This window comes from Brevibacterium sp. K11IcPPYGO002 (assembly GCF_050920635.1).
Taxonomy (GTDB): domain Bacteria; phylum Actinomycetota; class Actinomycetes; order Actinomycetales; family Brevibacteriaceae; genus Brevibacterium.
The window spans coordinates 3,126,731-3,150,649 of record NZ_CP131929.1; the positions used below are offsets into that span (position 1 = coordinate 3,126,731).

19 protein-coding genes are annotated in these 23,919 nt (G+C 65.7%); 4 read left to right on the forward strand and 15 right to left on the reverse strand.

Annotated elements, in window-relative coordinates:
• Positions 1-308: 308 nt before the first annotated feature.
• The 7 genes from QYM46_RS14385 to QYM46_RS14415 all read right to left on the reverse strand — a co-directional run bounded on the left by QYM46_RS14385 (position 309) and on the right by QYM46_RS14415 (position 10,636).
• Positions 309-656, reverse strand: a complete 348-nt coding sequence (locus QYM46_RS14385; RefSeq protein ID WP_432789492.1) for a TfoX/Sxy family protein — start codon at positions 654-656, stop codon at positions 309-311.
• A 252-nt stretch (positions 657-908) separates the two neighbouring features.
• A complete protein-coding gene (locus tag QYM46_RS14390) occupies positions 909-3,575 on the reverse strand; it encodes a GNAT family N-acetyltransferase (RefSeq protein WP_432789493.1) in 2,667 nt (888 codons plus the stop codon).
• Positions 3,572-5,041: a lysine N(6)-hydroxylase/L-ornithine N(5)-oxygenase family protein gene (locus QYM46_RS14395; protein ID WP_432789494.1), complete on the reverse strand. Its 1,470-nt coding sequence runs from the start codon at positions 5,039-5,041 to the stop codon at positions 3,572-3,574. Before QYM46_RS14395 ends, QYM46_RS14390 begins: the two co-directional genes overlap by 4 nt.
• Positions 5,038-6,528: a pyridoxal phosphate-dependent decarboxylase family protein gene (locus QYM46_RS14400; RefSeq protein ID WP_432791744.1), complete on the reverse strand. Its 1,491-nt coding sequence runs from the start codon at positions 6,526-6,528 to the stop codon at positions 5,038-5,040. Before QYM46_RS14400 ends, QYM46_RS14395 begins: the two co-directional genes overlap by 4 nt.
• Before the next feature lie 575 nt (positions 6,529-7,103).
• Positions 7,104-8,630 carry an IMP dehydrogenase gene (guaB, locus tag QYM46_RS14405; protein ID WP_432789495.1) on the reverse strand — a complete coding sequence of 509 codons (1,527 nt, stop codon included), beginning with the start codon at positions 8,628-8,630 and terminating at the stop codon, positions 7,104-7,106.
• Between the two features lie 203 nt (positions 8,631-8,833).
• Positions 8,834-9,496 (reverse strand): GntR family transcriptional regulator, encoded by a 663-nt coding sequence (locus QYM46_RS14410; protein ID WP_169252966.1) that lies wholly within the window; start codon positions 9,494-9,496, stop codon positions 8,834-8,836.
• A gap of 69 nt (positions 9,497-9,565) precedes the next feature.
• A complete protein-coding gene (locus QYM46_RS14415; RefSeq protein ID WP_432789496.1) occupies positions 9,566-10,636 on the reverse strand; it encodes a pseudouridine synthase in 1,071 nt (356 codons plus the stop codon).
• A 225-nt stretch (positions 10,637-10,861) separates the two neighbouring features.
• On the opposite strand from QYM46_RS14415, the gene QYM46_RS14420 reads away from it, so the two are divergent.
• Positions 10,862-11,314 (forward strand): hypothetical protein, encoded by a 453-nt coding sequence (locus tag QYM46_RS14420; RefSeq protein WP_432789497.1) that lies wholly within the window; start codon positions 10,862-10,864, stop codon positions 11,312-11,314.
• 139 nt (positions 11,315-11,453) lie between these two features.
• Here QYM46_RS14420 and QYM46_RS14425 read toward each other — a convergent pair whose 3' ends face one another.
• Entirely contained in the window at positions 11,454-13,184 is a 1,731-nt protein-coding gene (locus tag QYM46_RS14425) for an acyl-CoA dehydrogenase family protein (protein ID WP_432789498.1), read from the reverse strand.
• Positions 13,181-13,783 (reverse strand): TetR family transcriptional regulator, encoded by a 603-nt coding sequence (locus QYM46_RS14430; RefSeq protein WP_432789499.1) that lies wholly within the window; start codon positions 13,781-13,783, stop codon positions 13,181-13,183. Before QYM46_RS14430 ends, QYM46_RS14425 begins: the two co-directional genes overlap by 4 nt.
• Positions 13,784-13,875: 92 nt before the next feature.
• Between QYM46_RS14430 and QYM46_RS14435 the strand changes: the two genes are divergently transcribed.
• Positions 13,876-15,393, forward strand: coding sequence for a class I adenylate-forming enzyme family protein (locus QYM46_RS14435; RefSeq protein ID WP_432789500.1), 1,518 nt, complete (start codon positions 13,876-13,878; stop codon positions 15,391-15,393).
• A 66-nt stretch (positions 15,394-15,459) separates the two neighbouring features.
• On the opposite strand, the gene QYM46_RS14440 is transcribed toward QYM46_RS14435, so the two are convergent.
• The 3 genes from QYM46_RS14440 to QYM46_RS14450 all read right to left on the reverse strand — a co-directional run bounded on the left by QYM46_RS14440 (position 15,460) and on the right by QYM46_RS14450 (position 18,141).
• A complete protein-coding gene (locus QYM46_RS14440; RefSeq protein WP_432789501.1) occupies positions 15,460-16,593 on the reverse strand; it encodes a low temperature requirement protein A in 1,134 nt (377 codons plus the stop codon).
• Positions 16,594-16,705: 112 nt separating this feature from the next.
• Positions 16,706-17,086 (reverse strand): DUF2255 family protein, encoded by a 381-nt coding sequence (locus tag QYM46_RS14445; RefSeq protein WP_432789502.1) that lies wholly within the window; start codon positions 17,084-17,086, stop codon positions 16,706-16,708.
• A gap of 140 nt (positions 17,087-17,226) precedes the next feature.
• On the reverse strand, positions 17,227-18,141 hold the full coding sequence (locus tag QYM46_RS14450) for an alpha/beta hydrolase (RefSeq protein ID WP_432789503.1): 915 nt from the start codon (positions 18,139-18,141) through the stop codon (positions 17,227-17,229).
• A gap of 279 nt (positions 18,142-18,420) precedes the next feature.
• Between QYM46_RS14450 and QYM46_RS14455 the strand changes: the two genes are divergently transcribed.
• On the forward strand, positions 18,421-19,305 hold the full coding sequence (locus tag QYM46_RS14455; protein ID WP_432789504.1) for a helix-turn-helix transcriptional regulator: 885 nt from the start codon (positions 18,421-18,423) through the stop codon (positions 19,303-19,305).
• Positions 19,306-19,341: 36 nt separating this feature from the next.
• Here QYM46_RS14455 and QYM46_RS14460 read toward each other — a convergent pair whose 3' ends face one another.
• Both QYM46_RS14460 and QYM46_RS14465 read right to left on the reverse strand, forming a co-directional pair.
• Complete coding sequence (locus QYM46_RS14460; protein WP_432789505.1) at positions 19,342-20,763, reverse strand: FtsX-like permease family protein; 1,422 nt, start codon at positions 20,761-20,763, stop codon at positions 19,342-19,344.
• On the reverse strand, positions 20,760-21,536 hold the full coding sequence (locus QYM46_RS14465; RefSeq protein WP_432789506.1) for an ABC transporter ATP-binding protein: 777 nt from the start codon (positions 21,534-21,536) through the stop codon (positions 20,760-20,762). The genes QYM46_RS14460 and QYM46_RS14465 overlap by 4 nt, the downstream gene beginning before the upstream one ends.
• Positions 21,537-21,735: 199 nt before the next feature.
• Between QYM46_RS14465 and QYM46_RS14470 the strand changes: the two genes are divergently transcribed.
• Positions 21,736-22,140 (forward strand): SRPBCC family protein, encoded by a 405-nt coding sequence (locus QYM46_RS14470; RefSeq protein ID WP_432789507.1) that lies wholly within the window; start codon positions 21,736-21,738, stop codon positions 22,138-22,140.
• 189 nt (positions 22,141-22,329) lie between these two features.
• On the opposite strand, the gene QYM46_RS14475 is transcribed toward QYM46_RS14470, so the two are convergent.
• Positions 22,330-23,898 (reverse strand): polysaccharide pyruvyl transferase family protein, encoded by a 1,569-nt coding sequence (locus tag QYM46_RS14475; protein WP_432789508.1) that lies wholly within the window; start codon positions 23,896-23,898, stop codon positions 22,330-22,332.
• Positions 23,899-23,919 lie beyond the last annotated feature (21 nt).

Genomic DNA, 23,919 nt, shown 5'->3' on the forward strand with positions numbered 1-23,919 from the left:
AGTCTGAGGACCGATTCGTGACTCTGCGCAGCGATGCGCAGGCAACCGTTGGAATGATACTAACCGCTGAGGTGAAGGATGAACGCACTCGCCGAGGTGGGGCTCCGTTGCGAAGGCCCACCTCGGCGATTGCGGTGTTCGGACTTCGGCGCCTCACCCACCGCTCAAGTCAGCGCCGACCGCGCGCATCGGCTCGGTCGCATCGCATCGACCGCTCAAGTCCGCACCGACCGCGCGCCGCATAGCTCGCTGCAGTGTCGCTAAGGTGAGCGGTCGGCAGATAGCGGCCGCGTCAACGGTCCCCGGGATCAGTCCGGCAGGCTCCTCACTGCCCGGTTGAAGTCCATGGCGGTCTCGATCCAGAATTCCAGCTGTTCGTCATCACGGACAGACTCTGCGCTCACGTTGATCCATCCCGGCCCCATGTTTCGCCCGGTTCCCATCTCTGCTTGGGCCGCATCCGGTCGCTTGAGGAGCTCGTCGTGCCGAGCGGCATCGACTCGCACCAGCAGATCGCCCGTCTTACCAGCACTGACGATCATCTTCTCGTTGACCATGACCGCGCGGCCGCCGAACATCGAGACCTCTCGGACCACGGGCCCTCCGGCAATGAGCGCACGGATTCGTTCGACGAGTGAAGTCTGCTCGGGTGTCATCGCATGCTCTTCTCTGGTCAGCGGTGCAGTCAAGGTCGCTTTCACTGTGAATGGTACTCGCCGAGGCGGGACTCGTTTCTGGAGTCCCGCCTCGGCGAGGTTGTTCGTCGGTTCACCGAACGCTCAGCTCAGCGGCGAGCGCGCACTTCAGCTCGCCGTCATCTCACCGACCGCTCGAGTTGCCGTCGCTGTATCGAGTTATGTGGCGAGCGGTCGGTGCTGAGGTGAGCGGTCGGCGTGGCGCCCTATGCCTCAGCGAGCCACGGGGTTGGGCATCGTGCCCGCGTAGAGCAGTGATTCGGCTTGGTTGCCGATGTCGACCATCTGCTTCGTGTTCTTCAGCTGCAGTCGGTTGAGGCACGAATGGGCGAAGCGTTCGGCACGCAGATCGACGTCGCCGCTGACACCGCGGCCCGCAGCCGGGTGTTCGGCCTCGTACTCATCAAGCACCTCGGCGACGATCGCCCAGAACCTGTCGGCCGGCAGCAGTCCATCGGCGTCGAGGATGCCGGACAGGTGCCGCAGGACCCCGTCGAACATGTCGGTGAAGACGGACAGCGCCTTCTCCTCTCCCGACACCACGGCGCGGATGCGTTCGACATCGGCGGGCAGCTCGCGGTGGCCGAGCACGGCGACTTCCTCACCGATGTCCTTCATGAATGCCCCGGTCACCACATGCTCGTCGAGGACGAGGATGAGGTTCTCCCCGTGCGGCATGAACACGAGGTCGTGTGCCAGCAGCGCATGGACGAGCGGTTTCAGGTAGGCCCGCAGGTAACTGCGCAGCCACGCCCCGGCACGCAGACCGGATGCGCTGATGAGCTCACCCGCCAGCGACACTCCATGATGGTCCCGGTGCAGCAGAGCAGCCATCGTGATCAGCTTCTGACCTGGTTCGATACGCGAAACGGGGTTCTCCCGCCATAGAGCGGCGAGCATCTTCCGGTGCGGATTCGTCTCCTTCGTCCGATGGTAGACATCCCCCGTGTAGCCGAGCGCGGCACGCTCCCGCAGCACTCGGAATCCCGCCTTCGCGAAGGTGGGGTCGGCTCCCACCAAGCCAGCGACCCAGTCGTTGATGGCCGGGGTGTCGCGCATGTACTTCGGCGACAGCCCGCGCAGGAATCCCATGTTCTGCACGGAGAGCGCGACCTTGACATACGGGGCGCCGGTCCGCGAATGGTTGAAGAATGTGCGCAGGGACTGCTGCGCCTGGTGCTTATCGAGTCCCTCCCCGAGCGGCAGCAGATCGCCGCGGGCAATGTCCGCAGCGAACGTGATCGCCAGGCGGTGGTCGGCCTGCCAGGGGTGGATCGGCATGAGATGGAAGTCCGCAGGATCCTGCCCTGCCGCCCGGATCCGGGTACCGAAGAGATCCCGTTCGGCCTCGCTGAGCACCTCACCGAGGTGGCCCTCCTCATCGAGTCCTACTCCCAAAGACAGATGGCTGAGTTCGCGCCTCACTGCCACCCATTCGATTCGGTTGAGTTCGCCGTTCTCCGGTGCCCACTTCCGGAAGTCGCTGAGACCGAAGCCGATGCGACCGTTATTCGCGAGGAACCCGGGGTGGCCCTCGGTCATGGCCGCCTCGGTGGTCTGGAAATCCGCGTCGACGAGTGCCCGTGCATCGGGCCTGCGCCCGGCCCGAGCGCCCTCGAGTTTGAACGCGGCCCCGGCCAGGGTCGACGCGAGTTCCTCGAGGTAGGTTGAGATGAGGTCCTCGGGGATGGCGAGTTCGTCTTGGAGTTCGACGACGAGTTCCTGCGCGTCGAGTGGAACCTCGGATCCGTCGCGCCATCGGGTGATGCTGGCTTCGTCGATCACCCAGTGCTCGAGCGGCAGCACACGCGCGGCGAATGTGTACCGGCTGGCCCCGTCGATGCTCAGCTCCCAGGTCTCGCCTTCGCCATTCGCCGAGGCGGCTCCCCCAGTCGTGGATGGTCGGTCCCCCAGGTCCGAACTCCCATCCGCATGTGCACTCCCGCTCACGACGACTCCCCTCTCCTCGCCGGCACTCACCGGTGCGATGAGTCGTTCGTGGGAGAATTCGGACAGGGCTTTGGCGACGAGGTGGCGCTGCACGACGGCGAACGCATCCCCGTTGAGATGGGCGTACGGAGCCGGCGGGGCTGCGAACGGCCGACCCCTGCGTGATTTGGTGGACCTCTGGTCACTGTCCTGTTCCCCGGTCTCAGCCGCGCGCGACTCTCGGACTCCGGCTCCGACGAACGGCGCCAGCGCGCTGGCCTCGAAGCCCGCGCGGGTGCACACACTGACGAGCGCCAGTTTCTCGATCTCGCCCATCATGATGGTCGCCTCGGTGATGGGGGTGAAACCGGCGGCGCGGTTTTTCTCGATGATCGCGTCGTTCCTGGCATCGGGCTCGACGACGACGCGCTCGGCACCACGTCCTCCCTGGTCAGCCGGCCTCATGCAGAAGTCGATGACCTCGGCCATGATGCGGTCGGTGAGGCCGTGTACGGCGGGTCCTGCAGGCGGTGAGACGAGCAGGTGCATCCCGATATCGCCCTCGCCGGTGGCCAGGACGTTTCGCGGGATGAGGCTGTCGGGGGTGTAGGTCTCGACGTAGAAGCAGTCGATGCCGTCGACGGAGCCGACCCAACCGGCGTCATCCGCGGAGTCGCGAATGCCATCCAAGTAGGTCCGGACCTCGTTCTCGTCGAGGTCGGTCATCATCCAGTAGTGGGCGCGCGGATGGACCAGCCACTCGTGGATCCGGGCGGTGTCCCGGTCGACGTCGAGAGGACGGATGGTCACCGTCGCCGAGGCGGCCGTGAGCTTCACGTTCGAACTGCGGTCCGTGCGCGTACAGGTGGCGTTCGCACCAACCGCAGAAACGGTCGGGTCGGTTTCGTCCGCCTCGGTGGTGGTCAGGCTGGTGATGAGTTCGGTGGTCATACGTGCGACATCTCCTTGGAGTTCTCGAGTGCGAAGGCGGCATCGGGGACGGCATCGGATTCGTCGGCCGGCACCCCGAAGGTCTGGAAGGCGATGGCCCGTTCGATCGGATAGGGTTCCCGGCCGGTCACTGCGGCCAGCACCACCGAGGCCCGCCACGGGCCGAAGCCGAGGTCAGGGGCGGTCACGCCGTGGGTGTGCTCTTCGCCGCCCACGACGTGGATGGTTCCTTCGTCGTTGATCGTGTAGTGGCGGCTGACGTCGAGGCGGCCTCGCGAGTCCAGACGGATGTCGTCGCCGAGAGGGCTGAGAAAGTCCGGGACCTGCGATTTGTATCCGGTGGCGGCAATCACGGATCCCGATCGCCGAGTAAACGTCTTTCCCAGTGCCGTGTTGCGGAAGTCGAGCAGGTATTCGCCGCTGATCGGGTCGATGTCGGCGGTGACGAGTTCGGCTTCGGAGATGAGGTTCGTCAGCAGTTCTCGCCCGCCGCGGCTGAGTCGGTAGAGAGTGTCGTGGATGTCGTCGACGAGGTCGGCGGAGATGCCCTTGTACAGCGTGCGCTGTTCCCGGCCGACGCGTTCGCGCAGCTCATCGGGCAGCGCCCGGAAGTGGTCGGTGTACTCCGGGGAGGTCATCTCAAGGGTGAGCTTCGTGTACTCCATCGGGAAGAACCGCGGCGACCGGGTCACCCAGTCGAGGCGTACGCCTCGGTCTTCGGCGTCGTCGATGAGGTCACGGTAGATCTCGGCGGCGGACTGGCCGCTGCCGACGATCGTGATCGCCCCGGAGTCGAGCAGCGCGTCCCGGTTCTCGAGGTAGTCGGCGGTGTGGATGAGCGGGCCGGCAGCGGGCGAGTTGGCGGCGCTGTCCGGGCCGGCAGCGGGCGAGTCGGCGGCACCGTCCGGGCCCGTGCCGGACGCACCAGCGCCGGCATCGCCCTCGAGCCCCTGCAGCGCAGGCGGCAGTACGGGCTGCGTTCCCACGCCGAGCACGAGATGCCGTGCGCGGTAGGTCTCGGTGCCCACGATCGAACCGGAGTCGTCGGCCACCTCGGCGAGGGCGGTGTACACACCGTCCTCCCTGGTCACGGACACGACGCGACGGTTCCATCGCAGCGAATCCAACTGGGCGGAAACCCACCGGCAGTATTCGTCGAATTCGGCGCGCAGGGGGTAGAAGGATTCTCGGATGTAGAACGGGTAGAGCCGCCGGCGCTCCTTGAGGAAGTTGAGGAACGAGTACGGGGAGGTGGGGTCGGCCATGGTGACGAGGTCGGCGAGGAACGGCACCTGGATGGTCGAGCCTTCGATCATCATGCCCGGGTGCCAGCGGAATTCGGGGCGCTGATCGACGAAGATTGCGTCGACGTCGTCGAGCGGCTCCGACAGGGCGGCCAGGCCGAGTCCGAAGGGACCGATACCGACGCCGAGGATGTCGTGGATGGGCGTGGAATCTGCGCTCATGCTGCGCCTCCTTCGGTTGCGGCGTCCTCGAGATCCCGGCCGGCGAGAATGCCGTGCCCGGTGGCACGGACGAGGTCGAGCACGGCGGTGATGTCATCGATGCTGGTATCGGGGTTGAGCAGGGTGAGTTTGAGCCACGGCGTTCCGTCGATGACGGTGCGGGCGATGGCGGCGCGGCCGGAGCGGAAGAGGACTCGACGGATGAGCGGGACGAGTTCGTCGCAGGTGGCCGGGTCCGCGGTCGCCGGGGTGAAGCGGAACAGCACCGTGGACAGGTCCGAGGCGCCGAGCACCTCGAAGTCCGCCTGGGCCTCGAGCAGCTCCCGGACGTCGGCCGCGAGGTCGCAGACTGTGTCGAGCATCGATCCGATCTCGCCTGCCCCACGGGCGCGCAGCGTCGTCCAGAGCTTGAGCGCGTCGAAGCGGCGGGTGGTCTGCAGGGACTTGTCGACCTGGTTCGGTTCGGCGTCGGCTTCGTGCGCTTCGGCTTCGGGATTGAGGTAGTCGTGGTGGTGGATCGTCGGCGCGAACAGGCTCGCGTCCCTGATGAGCAGGGCCGAGGAGGACACCGGCTGGAAGAACGTCTTATGGAAGTCGATGGTCACCGAGGTGGCCCCGGAGATCCCGTCGAGCAGGTGGGCGCGAGCCGGGGCCCAGAGCAGTCCGCCGCCGTATGCGGCGTCGACGTGCAGCCACACGTTCGCTGATTCGCAGACCCCGGCGATGGTCTCGAGCGGGTCGATGACACCGCGGTCGGTGGTTCCGGCGGTGGCGACGACGGCCATGGGGATCTGGTCGTTCGCCTCGATCGCGAGGAGGCTGGCGTTGAGCGCTTCGGCGTCCATGCGGCCGGACTGGTCGGTCGGGACGGTCACGACCGCCTCGGCGTCGAGGCCGAGGAGGAACGCCGCGCGCGACACGGAGAAGTGGGCCTGGTCGGTCGCGAGGATCCGCAGCCGGGACAGCAGGTCACGACGGGTGGGCGCGCCCAGGCCAGGGCCGCCTCGGCGAGATTCGGTGTCATCGGTCTCATCGTGTCCTGCCACCTCGACGAGGACGTTTTCGCGGGCGAGGAACAGCGCCTGGAGGTTGGACTGGGTACCTCCGGAGGTGAAGATTCCGTCGCCGCCGACGAAGCCGAGGTGGCCGCAGGTCCAGTCGATGAGGCGGCGTTCCATGAGGGTGGCGACCTCGGATTGGTCGTAGGTGTCGACCGAGGTGTTGATGGCGGCGAGCATCGCTTCGGCGGCGACGGCGGGTACGGCGACCGGGCAGTTGAGGTGGGCGACGTAGCTGGGGTGGTGGAACCACACGGCATTGTCGGCGTAGAGGGCGTCGACTTCACGCAGGGCTTCGGCGTTGCCGACGCCTGCGGTGTCGAGGTCGACGGCGTCGACGGCGGCCTGGAGTCCGGAGCGATCCTTCGCCGAGGCGGCCCGCTCGGTGGTGCGGAACCGTTCGCCGAGGATGTCGACGACGTCGTGCATGAGCGATGTGTACTCGTCTGCGCTGTGGGCGCCGAGGAGGGCATCGGTGTGGGGGATTTCGGGGGTCTGAAGGGGTGCTGAGGTGGGTGTCGCTTCGGTGTCGTAGAGCAGAGAAGTCGTCACTGTGAGGTTTCCTCCTTCGATGATGCGCACCGCGAAGCGCGGCTCGCATTAGGGAAACCTACCCTAACTTTCTGCATTGGCGAAGGGTCTGTTCGCCGGCCCGACGACTACGGGCGTCGCGCATCCGTCGGGCAAGGCGGTGCCCGCGCCCAGGTTTCATGCGGCAAGGAGGCTGTTCGCACTACGGGTGCATCGGGCCGAAAAGCGCTGAGTGGCCTTCGTCACATTGAGGTGTGTTGTCCAACATCGTGAGACGTTCCAGGCGGATCCAGCTGACGAGTTCAGGACACTTCGTGCGGGGCCTCGAGGCAAAATTCCGCACGGATCGTCCGGAACTCGCGAGATTCACCGCTCAAGACCCACACACACGAAATAGCCGCAGCCTCCGCGCGAACGCGGAAGCTGCGGCTTCTCATCGACCAGAGACCCCTCCTTCAGAGGACCTCACGACCTCACTTCACGACGTAGTTCGGGGCCTCGACGGTCATCTGGATATCGTGCGGGTGGCTTTCCTTCAGCCCAGCCGTGGTCAGGCGGACGAACTTGCCCTTGGCCTTGAGCTCGTCGACGGTGCGCGCGCCGACGTAGAACATCGTCTGGCGCAGACCTCCGGTGAGCTGGTGGGCGACCTGCTTGAGGTGACCGCGATAGGCGACACGACCTTCGATGCCCTCGGGGATGAGGTCGGTGTCGGTGGCGATATCGGCCTGGAAGTAGCGGTCCTTCGAATACGACTTGCCCTTGCGCGGAGCCATCGCGCCCAGCGAGCCCATGCCTCGGTAGGCCTTGTACTGCTTGCCGTTGACGAAGATGAGTTCGCCCGGCGACTCGTTGCACCCAGCCAGCAGGGAGCCGAGCATGACGGTGTCGGCACCGGCGACCAGGGCCTTGCCGATGTCACCGGAGTACTGGAGTCCGCCATCGGCGATGACCGGGACTCCGGCGGCTCGGGCGGCCTTAGCGGCGAGGTGGACGGCGGTGACCTGCGGGACGCCGACACCGGCGACGACACGGGTGGTGCAGATCGATCCGGGCCCCACACCGACCTTGACGGCGTCGACTCCGGCTTCGACGAGCGCCTGTGCGCCTTCCTTCGTGGCGACGTTTCCGCCGATGATCTGCACGGCGGAGAACGCCGGATCGGACTTGACCTTCTTGATCATGTCGGTGACTCCGCGGGCGTGGCCGTTGGCGGTGTCGACGACGAGGACGTCGGCTCCCGCCTCGGCGAGCAGTCCTGCACGCTCGTAGGCGTCGCCGTAGAATCCGACGGCGGCACCGACTCGCAGGCGACCCTCGTCGTCCTTGGTGGCCAGCGGGTATTCCTCGGTCTTGACGAAGTCCTTGACGGTGATGAGGCCCTGGATGACGTTGTTGTCATCGACGAGGGGCAGCTTCTCGACCTTGTGTTCGGCCAGCAGCTCGAAGGCCTTCTCGGCGGCCACGCCGACGGGGGCGGTGACCAGCGGCATCTTCGTCATGGTCTCGGCGACGGTGCGCGTGGGGAACTCGCTGCGGGTGACGAAGCGCAGGTCGCGGTTGGTCACGATGCCGACGAGCACATTGTTCTCGTCGACGACGGGCAGTCCGGAGATGCGGTACTTGCCGCAGATCTCGTCGAGCTCTTCCAGCGTCTTGTCAGCGGTGATCGTCAGCGGGTCGTTGATCATGCCCGATTCGGAGCGCTTGACGTAATCGACCTGGTTCGCCTGATCCTCGGCGGAGAGGTTGCGGTGGATGATGCCCAGGCCGCCGATGCGGGCCATGGCGATCGCCATCCGGGATTCGGTCACGGTGTCCATCGCCGCGGAGACGAGCGGAATGTTGAGCTCGATCTCCTTGGTCAGCCGGGAGGCCGTGGAGGCTTCGGAAGGGATGACATCGGTGTCGCCTGGCAGGAGGAGGACATCGTCATACGTGAGTCCCGTCAGCGAGAACGGATCGTTTGCGGCCTGTGATTCCTGCTCAGGGATTCCCATGAAGACAGCCTTTCGACGCGAAGATACGGTGGCTCAATGCTATCGGAGCGCGACAGTCGACCGCTATGGGTTCAAGTACCGAGCACTGTGAGACTGACTACACGGGGAAAGCTGTCGGATTCGTGCGGGAATCCTTCACCGAGGCGGCTCATCGTCAATCCCTCACCGAAGCGGGTGGCCGCCGCCCCATCCTCACCGAAGATCTACCGCCCCTCCCCCACGGACCGTGCAAGGTCGAGGGTCGATGCTTCGGAGTCGTCGAGGTGGATGCGCAGCAGTCCTTCGGCGCCCTGCCGGTCCCCGGATTTCATCTTCTCGAGGATGTCCCGGTGCGGGTTCGCCCAGTGCGAGTGGTATTTGCCGGGTTCGGGCGAGCGCGAGAACGTCGTCGACAGCCGAGCCATGAGGTTGAGGTAGAACTCGTCGAGAAGTGGTGAACCGAGGAGGCCGACGATCGCGCGGTGGAACGATGCCGAGTGTTCCTGCGCATCGGCCCAGGTTTCGTTCTTCGGTGCGGTTTCGGCCCGGACCACGGAGGCTTCGACGGCGGCCATCGCCTCGTCGGTGGCGTCCTGCGATTCCTGGACGGCGCGGATCTCGAAGACCCGGCGGGCACGGTAGAGGTCCTTGAGCTCGTCGATGCCGAAGGTGGAGACGAAGAAGCCCCGGTTGGGTTCCTGGGTGAGCAGCCCGGCGTGGCGCAGCAGGCTCAGCGATTCGCGGGCGGTGTTGCGCGAAACGTTGAACTCCTTGGCCAAGGCACCATCGCGGACCGGACTTCCCGCCGGGTATTCACCGTCGGTGATGCGGGTGCGGACAAGGGCGACGATCGCCTCTGACGTGCAGCCGGGGGAATGTGGACTCATACCACCAGGCTACCGTGTCCCCGCCGGCCGTGGGCGAACTTCGCCGCCGACTCTGCCTGAGTCGACCGCTCAGGACGCAGCGACGGCGCCCGGGTCGAGGCTCAGACGCGAGCTGAAATGGCGCGGGCACCCCGTCAGCGGATCGTCGAATGCGATCTCCGCGGCCAACAGCTGCAGCGGCGACGAGAAGTCGTACGGATCCGGGGCAAGATCGACCGGATAGACCGGATCACCGAGGATGGGCAGCCCGAGCGCGTTCATGTGCACCCGCAGCTGGTGCGTCTTGCCCGTGACCGGCGCAAGTTCGTACTCGGCAATCCCTCCCCGAGGCGGCCCGTCGTCCCCGTCCCCCGCCCATTCGGACGGGGCACTGTCAGTTCCCCCTCGCCGAGTCGGCCCAGCTCCATCCGTAGCCACTCGAGTCCCGCTGGGGCTGAGTCCCCGTGCTCCGATGATGCGCACGAGGCGGATCCGACTGACCGCGTTCGGCTCCCCTGCGACTTCGAGCACCTGGCGTCCGCCGACAGGTTTGACCAAACGTGATTCGCGGATGACAGGAAACTCCATGTCTGCCGGTGGCGCCGACGCCAGGGCTCGGTAGGTCTTGTGGACCCTGCGGTCTTGGAACAGACGCTGGTAGCGGCCGCGCGTCTCGGGCCGTTTCGACAGGACCAGCAGACCGGCGGTGATCCGGTCGAGGCGGTGGATGGCGACGAGGTCGGGCTGGTCGAGATCGACACGCAGCCGGGTGACGACGCATTCGCGGACGAAGCGTCCGTTCGGGGTGCTCGCCAGGAAATGAGGTTTGTCGACGACGATCAGGTCCTCGTCCTCGAACACGATCCCGACGTCGAAGGGGATCCGCTGTTCGGGTGGGACCGGGCGGTGGAAGAAGTAGAACCCGCCGGGAATGACCGGATCGTCCCAGGTCACCGGGCGCCCCGCCTCGTCGCACATGTCCCCATCGGTCAGCAGCGCCTGTCGGGACTCGGGGGCCGCCTCGGGGAATTCGGTCTCGAGCCAGTCCCCGATCGAGTCGGGAACGGGCAGGTGGTTCTTCTCGTGGGTGGCCTTGCCACCGGGGGCGCGCAGAGCGGTCGCCGAGATTCCCTCTCGAGGCGGGAGCGGACTGCGGGGCATGGGGCCAAGTCTATGCGGTGCCACCATTGTCCCCAGTCGATGCGGCGACGCCTTAGGTGCGGTCCCGGAAGCACTGGCGCGGAGGCGCGGTCGCGGACGCTCTGGCGTGGAAGCACTGGCGCGGAACCGCACGAAATCTGCCGGATACCGCAGATCGGCCGCGGTTTCCGCAAAACTCCGAGACGCCTTCGAATTCCCGCCGACTGAGCACCTATGGTGGGACACATGGACCGCATCGAACTCACGCAGGATGTCCTCTGCGAGAAGGTCGTCACTCCGATCGTTCTCGCGATGTTCGCCGATCACGAGTGGGACAGCATCGCGATGCTCCGCGATACCGACGATGAGCGTCGGCTCTTCGCGCGGATCGTCGTCGCCGGGGAGGCCGTTGAAGTCCTCCTCGATTACCCCGGCAACGATGAGAGCCTCTATGACATGCAGGAGCGCCTGGTCGCGGAGTTCCGGTCATTCATCGAGACCTCTGAGTTCGGCGCGCGACGCGCCCCGGAGTGGGAGGCCGATTCATTCGCCTTCGAGCACAAACCTGCCGTCGTCACCCGCGCTCCGCGACCGGATTTCGACGGACCGCCGGACTGCGTTCAGCGTCGACTGCGCAACCGCGGAAGGGTCATGCGCGTCGACCGCCGCCGCTGCGTCTCCGCTCACCGCCGCGACTGAGCTCCACCGCGTCTTCGCACTTCGTCGCGGCTGAGGTCACGGGTCGTCCGAGGGTTGCAGCACAGTTTGAGTTGAATAGCCCAGTTTCAAACATGGGCTGTTCAACTCACACTGTGCTTTCAGCGCCCGCGTCGCCCGCTCACGCCCGGGCGACGAGGAAGTCGATGTCGACACCGTCGGGCAGGGCGCCGTATTCGCGGCCCCGATCGGCACCGAGCCGGGCCGACGCGAAGCTCGATGCCACCTCAGCTGGCGCGGATTCGAAGAGGATCGCCGCCTGCATGAGCAGCGCCATCTTCTCCACGAGAACTCGGCCTCGCCCCTGCAACGCCGCCTGCGCCGCCGCACCCCCGGAATCCAGATCCTGCACCGCTGACTGCAGCGACCGCGCCAACGATTCGTAGGCTGCATCGAAGTCCGCGTGGTTGCCCAAGCCGGTCTCGAGAAAGCCGAGGAACGACTTGGCACTTCGCGGCTCACGGGCCAAGGCACGCAGCACATCGAGGACGATGACGTTTCCGGAGCCTTCCCACACCGCCATCACCGGCTGCTCTCGATAGCGGCGAGCCAGAGGGAAGGACTCCGTGTAGCCGTTGCCACCGAGGCATTCGAGCGATTCATAAGCATGTTCGGGACCGCGTTTGCAGATCCAGTATTTCCCGACGGCCGTGGCCAGACGCCGGAAGTCGACCGCGTCGGCGCTGTCGTCGTCATAGGCGGCGGCCAGGTGCAGCGCCGTGTAGGTGGCCGCTTCGGCTTCGAGCTGGAGGTCGGCGATGACCGCGCGCATGAGCGGCTGGTCGATGAGCGTGACGCCGAAGGCCGCGCGCCCGCGGGCGTGCCAGGCCGCCTCGGCCACACTTTGGCGCATTCCCGCGGCCGAACCGAGGACGCAGTCGAGCCGGGTCTGGGCGACCATCTCGATGATCGTGCGCACTCCCCTGCCCGGCTCGCCCAGCAGCCACCCGTGCGTGGCGTCGAACTCGACTTCCGAGGAGGCATTGGATCTGTTCCCCAGCTTGTCCTTGAGCCGCTGGATCCGCACCGAATTGAGGTCACCGCCGGGCAGCACTCGAGGTACGACGAAGCAGCTCGGGCCCTCATCGAGTTGGGCGATGACGAGGAAGGCGTCGGACTGCGGAGCCGAACAGAACCATTTGTGGCCGGTGAGGAGGTAGTGGTCGCCGAACGCAACGCCGTAGGTGGTGTTTGCGCGGATGTCCGATCCGCCCTGCTTCTCCGTCATCGCCATGCCGAAGGTCACTGCGGTCTTCGCCGCCGGGTCGATCCGCCGCGGATCATAGCCGGCAGCGGTGGCGCGCGGCACCCAGAAATCAGCGAGCGCGGAGTCGGCGCGCAGGGACGGCACGACCGCGTGCGTCATCGACACCGGGCAGGCGTGGCCGGGTTCGATCTGGGAGAAGAGCATGAACCGCACGGCGCGTTCGACGTTCGCCCCCGGCCCGGGGTGCGTCCAGGCAAAGGAGTGGGCTTCCGCATCGAGTGCATCGCCGATGATCCGATGGTAGGCCGGGTGGAACTCGATCTCGTCGATGCGGTTGCCCCAGTCGTCGTGGGTCCGCAGCACCGGCCCGTAGACGTTGGCCAGGCGTGCGTCGTTGATGAAGTCGGCGCTGCCGACGAGCGCTCCGATGCGGTCGAGCTCGTCATGCGCGGCATCCGGCGCATAGTGGGCGAGCGCATCCTTCAGGGCCGTGTTCAGCGTGAATTCGTTGATATCTCGCCGAGGCGGCGCCTGGTTGAACACCGTATGCGTCGTCCGCGGGGTGGTGGGTTCCGCCGCGGGTTCTGCGGAGCGCGCGACTGCAGGGTTCGCTTTCGTTGACGCGGTGTCGGGCGTCGCGGTCATGGTTCTCCTAATGCGGATCGGGTGAACGTGGTCAGTGCCTTGATGAGGGTCTCGATCTCTGCGGAGCTCGGATTCGGGGTGGCCGGATCGAGGATGTCGACGAGGTTCTCTCCCACGCTTCCGACGATCGACCGAGCAACCACCTCGGCGGGGATCGTCGTACCGCCCACCCGATCAAGGGCTTCCCCGATGGCGGCGACATACTCGCGGCGCAGCCGCAGACGTTCGCTCTGAACCGGCGCGGGGACTTCTTCGAGCAGCAGGGCGTGGGCGAGCCGGCGACCGGCTACGGCGCGGCGGACGAAGACTTCGACGGTCGATTCCGCGACCTCGGCGGCAGTGGATGCTTCGTCGACGGTGCCGGCGATGATGTCCAGTTCGTGGCCGGCGGCCTGGGCGAAGACCAGCCGCAGCAGCTCATCACGGTTGCTGAAATACGTGTAGATCGATCCGGCGCTGCAGGCAGCTTCGGCGGCGACCGCGGCCACGCTCGCCGAGGCGAATCCTCCGCGAGCGATGACATGTCGAGCGGCACGTTCGATCTCGGCCCGGCGTGCCTCGGCGTTGGCCCGAGTGCGCTGGGTTGCGCGGTACGCCATCCTCACCTCGGATCGTCGAAGGGCTCACTTCCCCAAAGAAATGAATCGTGGTTCAATTGTTTTCAGTATGGCACTCGTCACAGGGAGAAGCAATGAAGCTCGGAACCATGCTCGACACCACCGTTCTGCGGCACCCGGACAAGGAGGCTCTGGTCTTTGAGGACCAGCGCCTCACCTACACCGAGCTGCGGCACCGAGCACTCAAGGCAGCCCAGGTGCTCGCCGACAACGGCGTCGGCTCCGGCGATGTCGTGGCCATCATGACCTTCAACGTCCCGGGGTTCGTCTTCGCCGCCTTCGGTGCGTGGTACCTCGGCGCGACCGTCGTGCCGGTCAACCACAAGTTCCAAGCTCCGGAGGTCGAATACACGATCGAGCACTCGGGAGCGAGGCTCGGCATCGTCAGCACCGAACTCGCCGAGATCGCGCGGGCCGGAGCACCGGACATCACCTGGCTGGAGACCGAACCCAACACCCCGGGCAGCTTCGACGTGCAGCTCGATGCCGCCGCAGAGGCCGAACCCGGCGACTTCACCGATGAACAGGTCGCGCAGATCCTCTACACCTCGGGCACGACGAGCTCACCGAAGGGCTGCGTGCATTCGCATCGCAACATCTTCCAGGTCGGCACGCTCATCAACCTCAATATGGGCTACCGCAGCGACGACCGGTACCTCATCTGCATGCCGATCTGGCATTCGGCTCCGCTGAATATCGCCCTCATCCCGACGATCCAGATGGGTGGGACCGTCGTCCTCCAGCGGGCGTATCACCCGGTGGAGTCGATGCAGATCATCGCAGCGGAGCAGATCACGACGTTCTTCGGACCCACTGTCGCCTATGTCGCGCCGATCATGACCGCGAAGAAGCTCGGCTTCGATTTCGCCGACTACGACTTCTCGTCCATTCGCCGGTGGAACTACGGCGGCGCTCCGATCGACCGCGCGACGGCGGCCATGCTCATCGAGGCCTACGGGACGAACCAGTTCTACAACCTCTTCGGCATGTCCGAGATGGGTCCGACCGGCTGCCTTCTCGGGCCCGAGGATCAGCTGAGCAAGGCGGGATCCGTCGGCCGGCACGCCATGGTCGGCAACGCCATGCGCGTGGTCACGGCCGACGGCGCCGAGGCGGGCCCCGGTCAGACCGGCGAGATCTGGTTCGCCGGTGACACCCGGATGCGCGAATACCTCGGCAATCCCCAAGCCACCGAGGCGGCCTTCGAGGGTGAGTGGTACAAGACCGGTGATCTCGCCCGGCTCGACGAGGACGGGTATCTCTTCATCGTCGATCGATCGAAAGACGTCATCATCGTCGGCGGTGAGAACGTGTTCTCCCTCGAGGTCGAGGAGGCCATCATCGCTCACGACCGGGTCGCCGATGTCGCTGTCGTGGCGAAGCCGGATCCGCAGTGGGGCGAGCAGGTCGTCGCCTTCATCACGACCACCGATGGCGAGGACTTCTCCGTCGATGAGCTGCGCGACTTCCTCTCCGATAAGCTCGCGCGCTACAAGCTCCCGCGCGAGATCTTCACCATCGACGAGCTGCCGCGCAACCCGTCGGGCAAACTGCTCAAGCACAGGCTGCGCAGTCAGGTGGCCGCCGGCTGAGGCACGTCCGTCTGTGTCTGCATTGACAGCCGCAGTCCGGCTGTCGGCAGGGGAATCAGCTGGTTGTCAGTCGGCAGCGGAGACTTCGCGCGGCCGTCGCCAGACGAGGACGGCGACGACGCCAGTCAGAATGACGGCAGTCAGGGCGAACGGCACCGGCAGGAGCGGGTCCAAGAGCACCACGACGCCGGCCGCCGGCACGACGGTGTTGACGATGGGATCCGCGTGCCGCCGGATCGCGAGCAGCCAGATGCCGAAGACGAAGACAGCGAGCGGGACCGTGTAGGCGAATGATGCCCACGGCTGGTGCAGTTCGCTGTGTCCGGTGAGGACATCGATCTCCACTTCGATGCCGGCGGAGAACGCACCGGCGGCCGCGAAGATGAAGTAGTGCCCGTAGCCATAGGCCAGCGACCGGGACAAGCTGCCGATCACGCGATGATGGGGCGGCCAGAAGTAGATCCACCACAGGGCTGCGGTCGCGATGAGCACGAGGACGGCGACCCAGATGAGCGAACCGAGCTCCTCGGTGTCGTGGAGTGCCTCGATGATCGCATTGGCGGAGCCGAGCAGGCTCTCTCCGAGCACGATCAGAGTGAACAGACCATACCGCTCGGTGATGTGATGAGGATGCCAGGGAGTGGTCCCCGTGCGTTCGGCGACGATCGGCACGGCGAGCTCTGCGACGATGAGCACGACGAGCGCGAAGGTGAACATCGAGCCAGGCAGCATCAGGGAGACGAGCCACAGGACCTGCACGACAGCGATCCCGCCCGCGTAGATGAGCGTGGCACGGCGTGCTGCGCCCGCCGAACGGGAGGCACGCAGCCATTGGGCCACGAGCGCGAGGCGCATGACGACGTAGGCGTAGATCAGTACGGAGAAGTCGTGGTCCTCGAAAGCCGGTCCGATTCCGGAGGCTAGCACCAGCACTCCGCCCATCTGCGCGATGGTGAGCACTCGGTACAGCCAGTCGTCGACGTCGAACGAGGTGGCGAACCAGGTGAAATTCATCCACGCCCACCAGATCCCGAAGAACACGATGGCGTAGTTGACGATCCCGTCGACCGTACGGCCCTCGGTGAGGGCGTGGTGCAGCGACACGGCGGCGGTGCTCACCGCGACAACGAACACGAGGTCGAAGAACAGCTCCAACGTCGAGGCGGTGCGACCTTCCTCCGACGGGTCGCGTGGCGTCATAGGCACAAGACGAAAACGGGTCTGAGTGGTCATGGTCGGGGCCTTCTGCGCATGTCAGAGTCCCGAAGGCTTGAGTCTGAGCCTCCGGGACACTGTCCGTTGACGGGGCTTGTCAGTCTACAGGGACGACTTCGAGCGTGTTGCGACGCACCGGCTCGGTCGACATCGTCACCGAGTACTTGCTGTCGGCATATTTCTTCAGGAACGAATCGTCGACGGCCTGGTTGGTCTTCTCGTCCTCGGAGTCGACAGGCACGAACCGGACTTCCTTCTCGACGCCTCCGGCGGAGATCCGACCGCGACCGGTCTCCAAGGCAGGGCCGTACCATTTGCCCTGTGTGCCGTTGAAGGAGCGGATGAAGATCCGCTCTCCCACGGGTACCGACCAGATGTCGACGTTCTTCGGTGTTGTGCCGTCCGGGAGGGTTGCCCCGACGGTGAAATAGGTCTCTGCGTTGATGCGGTTGAGTTCGTCTTCGGTCCATGCAGCCATTGTCTCGGCCAACCTTTCGTTTGTGGAGGTCCGCTGCCTCCGCACCTGTGGCGCGGGACAGCGGCTATTCTTTGATTCGGGGTCGTGGTCCTCAGAGTTCAGAGGGCCCAGGTTCGGAATCCTTCGGTCTCAGAGCTTGCTCAGAGCTTGTCGGTGAAGAAGGGTCCGAGCTTGCTCACAGCCTCGGCGACTTCCTTCTCTCCGTCGTAGAGCTCCATATGATTCGCGCCCTCGACGACGTGGAAGGCCCTGTCAGCACTCGCTGCGCGCTCGTAGAGGGCGTCGCTCATCCACTTCGAGCCGGCCTCGCTGCCCGCGATGACCAGCAGCGGCTGGGTGAGGAAGGCCTCAGATTTGTGGAACGCATCGTAGGTGATGATCTGCGAGAGGCTCCGTGCGGTCATGAAGCCCGGAGCGTTCGGGTGCTCACAGCGAGGAGTGTGGTAGTACTCCCACGCCTGACGCAGCTCCTCGTTCGGAGCGTCCTCCTCCTTCATCGGGGCCAGCGGGAACGGGTTGTCTTGGCCGGCGGCGTCGGTGGTGCGCGCATCCGACCCCATCTTCAGCAGCGGGAAGGCGTCGGCATCGGCGACGTCGTTGGTCCACCCGTTGCGGAACATCTGACCGATGTTGACCAGGCTGACCGTGCCCACTGCTTTGATGCGCGGGTCGTTGATCGCGGCGTTCGCGGTGTAGCCGGCACCGGCGCAGATGCCCATTCCGCCGATCCGCTCGTTGTCGACGTAATCGAGTCCTGTCAGGTAGTCGACCACGGCGGACACATCCTCGGTGCGGATGTGCGGGTTCTCCAGCTGGCGCGGCTCACCGGTGCTCGCGCCCTGGAAGGACGCATCGTAGGCGACGGTGACGAAGCCGAACTCCGCTAATTTGCCCGCGTAGAGCCCGGCGGTCTGCTCCTTGACGCCGCCGCCCGGATGGGAGACGACGATCGCCGGGTACTGCTTCGAGGCGTCGAATTCCGGCGGGAAGTTGATCACGGCCGACAGTGTGGTGCCGTAGCCGTTGCGGGTTGTGATGTCGATGTTCTCGCTCATGGTTCTCTCCTCTGTCGGTTGCCAGTGCTGCTCAATGGTCGAATCGGTGCACACGGGGTCGTGGTCGTGTTCGTCGAGAGATCGGATCGGTCCCCGCTCTCTTCGACACCACCCATACTTCTTCGGTCTGCCTGTTCGCGGTAGGTTCTGTCAGAACCCCCTTCGCCGATCGTGCGCAGCCCTTCTTCGATCGGGCGCCTCCCGTTCGAACGGGAGCCTCCCGTTCGGAGGTTCTCGGAGAACCTGGCTCCCGTCGATGACGGTCCTTAGCATGGTGATATGAGCGCGAAAGACGAGAGAGTACGGGACTTCCTCACCACACGCCGGGCGAAGATCACCCCGGACATGGTCGGACTGCCCACCGGCAGCGGTGTGCGACGCGTCCCCGGTCTGCGCCGAGAAGAGGTCGCGATGCTGTCCGGTGTGTCCGTGGACTATTACACGCGGATCGAGAAGGGCGACTTGAGCGGCGTCTCCGACGAGATCCTCGACGCCCTCGCCCGGACGCTGCAGCTGGGTGAGGACGAGACCGCCTACCTCTACGACCTGGCTCGCACGTTCCGTCGGCCCGCGCGGGCGCGTCGGCACCCGAGGTCTGCGGCATCCGTACCGCGTCAGGTTCAGCTGCTCATCGATTCGATGAGTGAGTCACCGGTGGTCGCGCTGAACCAACAGCTCGATATCGTCGCGGCGAATACTCTCGGCCGGGCTCTCTTCGACGTCGTCTTTGCCAGCCCCACGAAGAGGTCGGACTCCGCCCCGCCGAACATGGCCGCATTCGTCTTCCTCGATCCCGCAGCCGACACCTTTTTCGGCAACATCGACGAGGCGGCCGGCACCTGCGTGCGCATGCTGCGAGCCCAGGCCGGCAAGACTCCGCACAACAGGCAGCTGACCCAGCTCATCGGCGAGCTGTCCACGAGAAGCACGGACTTCAGCGCACGCTGGGCCGCCCACGATGTCGGCATTCACCGCACCGGCACCAAGACGCTTCACCATCACGAGGTCGGCGAACTCGATCTCGGATTCGAAGAGCTCGCTCTTGCCTCCTCCCCGTCCATCGCACTGTCGACCTATGTCGCCGAGCCTGATTCGCCGACCTCGGAGAAGCTGCGGCTGCTGGCGACCTGGGCGGCGACGGAGAAAGTGACAGCGCAGCAGTAGCTGGAAGCGGTCGGCCGCACCTCCAGCCCCCGCACCTCACACGGCTTCGAGCGCTTCGACGGGACTGATCGATGTGGCTGCGCGGGCGGGTTCGCGGCTGGCGACGAACACGGCGATGAGGGTGCCGACGATGACGGCGATGACGACCGTCCAGGGCACGCTCGGAGCGAAGAGGCCGAGCAGAGGTGAGAGCAGGGTCAGTGCGCCGACCCACCCGAACCCGATGCCCAACGGCACGGCGACCAGGCAGGCGGTCAGGCTCAGCTGCAGGCCTTCGGCGGTGATCATCCGCCGCACGCGCTTCGGGGTCTGGCCGAGCGCCATGAGCAGCCCGATCTCCTGAGTGCGCTGACGCACGGAGAGCATGAGCGTGTTCGCGACGCCGATGACGGCGATGATCACGGAGAAGAGGATGAGGGCCAGCGCGAACAGCATCGACTTGTCGATGACGGTGGCCAGCGCGTCCTCGAGGCCGCCCCACCCTTCCTCGCCGAGCGACCGCGCGTACCGCAGCAGCTGATCGCGGAAGGTGGTCATGGCGGTGGCGAACATGACGATGAGCGTGATGCCGATGACGAGCCCGATGACCGTGCGGGCATTCCGGGTGGGATGGCGGGCGATCGTCGAGGCGGCCAACCGGGACACCGCGGTGCGCCCGCACAGCCAGCCGATCGCTGCCTGCAGGGGCGGCAGGATCCACGGATGGCCGATGATGACGCCGAGGAAGGTCAGGCTCGACCCCAATGCGGTGAGCACCACGCTGATCAGGCTGATCCGATGGTCGGCGGCCCCGATCACGGCGTTGACGAGGAACGTCAGACCCATCGACAGCAGAATCAGCGAGGCCGTGAGTCCGCCCAATGAGGCGCGGGCGTCCTCCGGCCGGACCTCCACCGCCTGCGAGGTCGCCTCGATCGGTGAGATCCCCGTGATGCGGCGCGCCCCCAGGTACGCCGACAGCCAGGTCACGATGATGGTGGCGAGGGCGGGAACGGCCATGGTCGGGGTGAGGAGGGCGACCTCCTCGGTGATGGCGTTGCCCAGATAATTCTGGGCCGCTTTCGCCTGCCCGGTCGACGCCGCGAAGGCGAGCACCGCGGCGGGGACGGAGATGATCAGTCCCTCCGCCGAGGCGGCCCTGCGCAGCCGTTTCGACGACGCCCCGATGAGGCGCAGCAGAGCCAGCTGGCGGCTGCGACCGGCGATGATGATCGAAAACGTGTTCGCGATGACGATCGCGGAGACGAAGAGGGCGATGAGGAAGAAGGTGAAGCCGACCATCGTCAGCAGGTTCTGCGCGGTCTCGGATTCGGCGATGATCTTCTCGGACGACAGCCACGCGGTCAGGATCGCGATGCCCTGCATGATCGCGGTGCCGAAGAGGGCGGCGATGAAGACGACGAGGACGCTGGGGAAGAACTGCCGCGGGTTGGTCCGGATTTCGCGCAGCGGGTTCATCGGCTCACCGCAGTGTCGGCGCGTTCGTCGATGTCGAGCATGGTCGAGGCGATCGCCTCGGCGGTGATGGCGTCGGTCAGTTCGGTCACCGGGGTGCCGTCGGCGATGAAGATGACGCGGTCGGCATGGGCGGCGACGATCGGGTCGTGGGTGACGAGCACGATCGACTGGCCGAAGTCGCGGACGGCCTCGACCATGATCGCCATGACCTCGCGACCGGATTTCGCATCGAGGTTGCCGGTCGGTTCATCGGCGAAGAGGATATCGGGGCGGGTCGCAAGTGCCCGGGCGATGGCGGTGCGCTGCTGTTGGCCGCCGGAGATCTCGTTGGGTCGATGCTTGAGCCGGTCCTCCAACCCCAGGCGGTGGACGACCGTGGAGATCCAGGCGCGTTCGTCAGCGTTCGGGCGACGATCGTCGAGTTCGAAGGGCAGTCGGATGTTCTCCTTGACGGTGAGGGTGGGCACGAGATTGAAGGCCTGGAAGACGAACCCGATCCGGCGCCGGCGCAGAGCCGTGAGATCGTCGTCGCCAAGCGTCGTGATCTCCTGCTCGCCGAGGTGGACCTCGCCGGACGTGGGCCGGTCGAGTCCGGCGAGGACGTGCATGAGTGTTGACTTCCCGGATCCCGAGGGCCCCATCACCGCGGTCAGTTCGGCCGGTGCTATGTCGAGACTGACTCCGCTGAGGGCCGTGACCGCGGCCCCTTTCGGATCGAAGACCTTCGAAACGTCGCGAAGTCGGGCGATGGGCATCGTTGGGCCGGTGGTCATAGATTCCTCATGCGTCGGTGCAAGCTGTCATTTCCAGACTAACGAGGATCAGGCTTAAGAAACATGAAAAGCGACTGGCCAGTAGGTGTGAGGCGGCTGTACGGCTTTAAACAGTGAGAGCTCCTCACCGCCTGCTTGTGCAGCACGTTCGAGTGGGCATTCTCTGTTCCCGCGGCGCGCGATGTGCTCCACTGGGGACATGACTTATGCCGCGCTTCACCTCTCGACGTCGATCGACGCCTCCCCCGCCGAGGTGGCCGCCTTCGCCGGCGATCCCGCGAACCTTCCGGCCTGGGCCGCGGGTCTGAGCAATGGAATCCGCGAGGCGGCCGGCCGCTGGATCACGGACTCTCCGATGGGCGAGGTCGAGGTCCGCTTCGGCCCGCACACGGAGCTGGGCATCCTCGATCACGATGTGATCTTCCCCGACGGCACGATCGTGCACAATCCCGTCCGGGTGCTCGCCAACGGCACCGGCGCCGAGGTGGTCTTCACCCTCTATCGTCTGCCAGGTGTCGATGATGCCGAGTTCGACCGCGACGCCGACATGGTCCGCGCCGATCTCGCTCGCCTTCGCGCCATTTTCGAAGCGAACCGCGACTAAGCGCCGCGCCCGCTGCGCATGTCCCACGTCCGAGCGCGCCCTAGACGGCACAAAGCGCGCAACCACGATCAGGTCACAGTGGCATCAGGCCTTTTGTGCACCTGTCTCTGAATTACCCAGGTCCTTCGCTGTGCATTTCACAGCAGGATGTACCGAAAGTGGAATTCTGAGCGCCTGAGTGCCTCGACCCTATCGGCGTGAGGAGCGCAGCTTCCGATAGGTGCGGCGGGCGAAGTCTGCAGACTGTCGGCTAGCGCTCTCGACTCGTCGTGCAGCGCGCACGACAGGCTCTGCCTCGCGGCGCTCATTACGTCGGCGGGCCTCGTCGCGTTCGGTGCGTACGCGCTGCAGCTGCGACTTCACCGCCTGCACCTCTTCGTTCGCCCGTGCCGCCTTCCGGTCCTTGAGCGCCATCACCAGCCCGTAGTTCTGGACGGCGTTGAGACGTTCGCGGACTACGCCGATGTTGTCGACGAATGGGTTGTCGATCGCTTCGGCGTGGAAGAAGCCGGGTGCTTCGGTCTCCGCCGCTCCGGGGGTGTCGCCCAGCATCTTCGCGACGACGAAGTCCCACCACTTCCGATGCTCGGCACGGCGCTTCTGCGACTGCGATCTCAATCGGCCCCTGAGCTCGTCTCGGTTTCCCACCGCGCCGACAGCTGTCGACACGATGTCGTCGACCGAATCGAGCGGCAGCACGTAGTCCTCCATTCCGACGTTCTCCGCGGCTCCGCGCATGCGGATGGACGAATAGAGATTGGGAGCCAACGAGATGAAGGGAATGCCCGCAGCTCCGGCGAAGATCGCCGCGTGGTATCGGGTCCCAACGACCAGTTGAGCCTGTTCCGTCAGAGCGATGAGCTCTCGTGCTGTGAGCATCCGCGTGGGAACGACCTCGGCATGCCCGCTGGCCTGAGCGATCTTCATATCAGTGAGCTGGTCTCTCGTCTCCGGTGCCGGGGGCAGCGCCCCTCCGTGCGGCACAAGCAGCACCCGCAGACCGGTATCCTCGGCGAGTCGACGAGTGAGTTCCGCCAGCCGCCCGTGGTAATCGTCATCGCTGAGCATCGGGGTTGAGGCCTTCTCGGCGAAGCTCGCCAGGATGAATGGACGCTCTGTCAGATCCGATACGGCAGACCGGTCCTCGTCGCGCGCTGTCAATGAGAACGCGTCGTCGACCTGACGGCGCACCGTCGCGGAACCTCGCCCGAGGTCGGCGGCGAGCTGGGTCGTGTAGCTTTCACGAGTTCCGACGAACTCCGCCTCGGCGAGCAGATCGTGGACGATGTCCCGATCCTCGTCGTAGATGAGCGGGCCGAGCGTCTGGCTGGTCAACGCATACGGTTTGCCGAGGGCACGGGCGATCTTCGCCAGGGTCGCCCGCTCGTAGATGTGATGGGCGAACATCGAGTTGAGGTTGCCGCCGCCCGCAATGATGACGGCATCAGAGTCCCGGACTGCCTCGATGACATCGATCGCCGGGTCATCTGCCTTCAGCGCATTCCGATCTCCGGCGACGTAGTCGAGGATCGTCTTCAGCCGAGAGGTATTGGGACGTCGGTCGCGCCTGAACCCGATGCGTCTGACAGCGTCGACGCCGTACATTTCGCTCGCGTGCTGGGGTTCACCGGCGACAAGCGTGATGGCGATATCCGCTCGGGCACGAAGCTCATCGATGGCCAGCTCCGTCATCGCCTCATCGCCGAGGTGGTAGAACCGGCTCCACCCGACATCGCCGATCATCGTAATGCGCTTCATATCTCCCTTGGATCTGCGGAG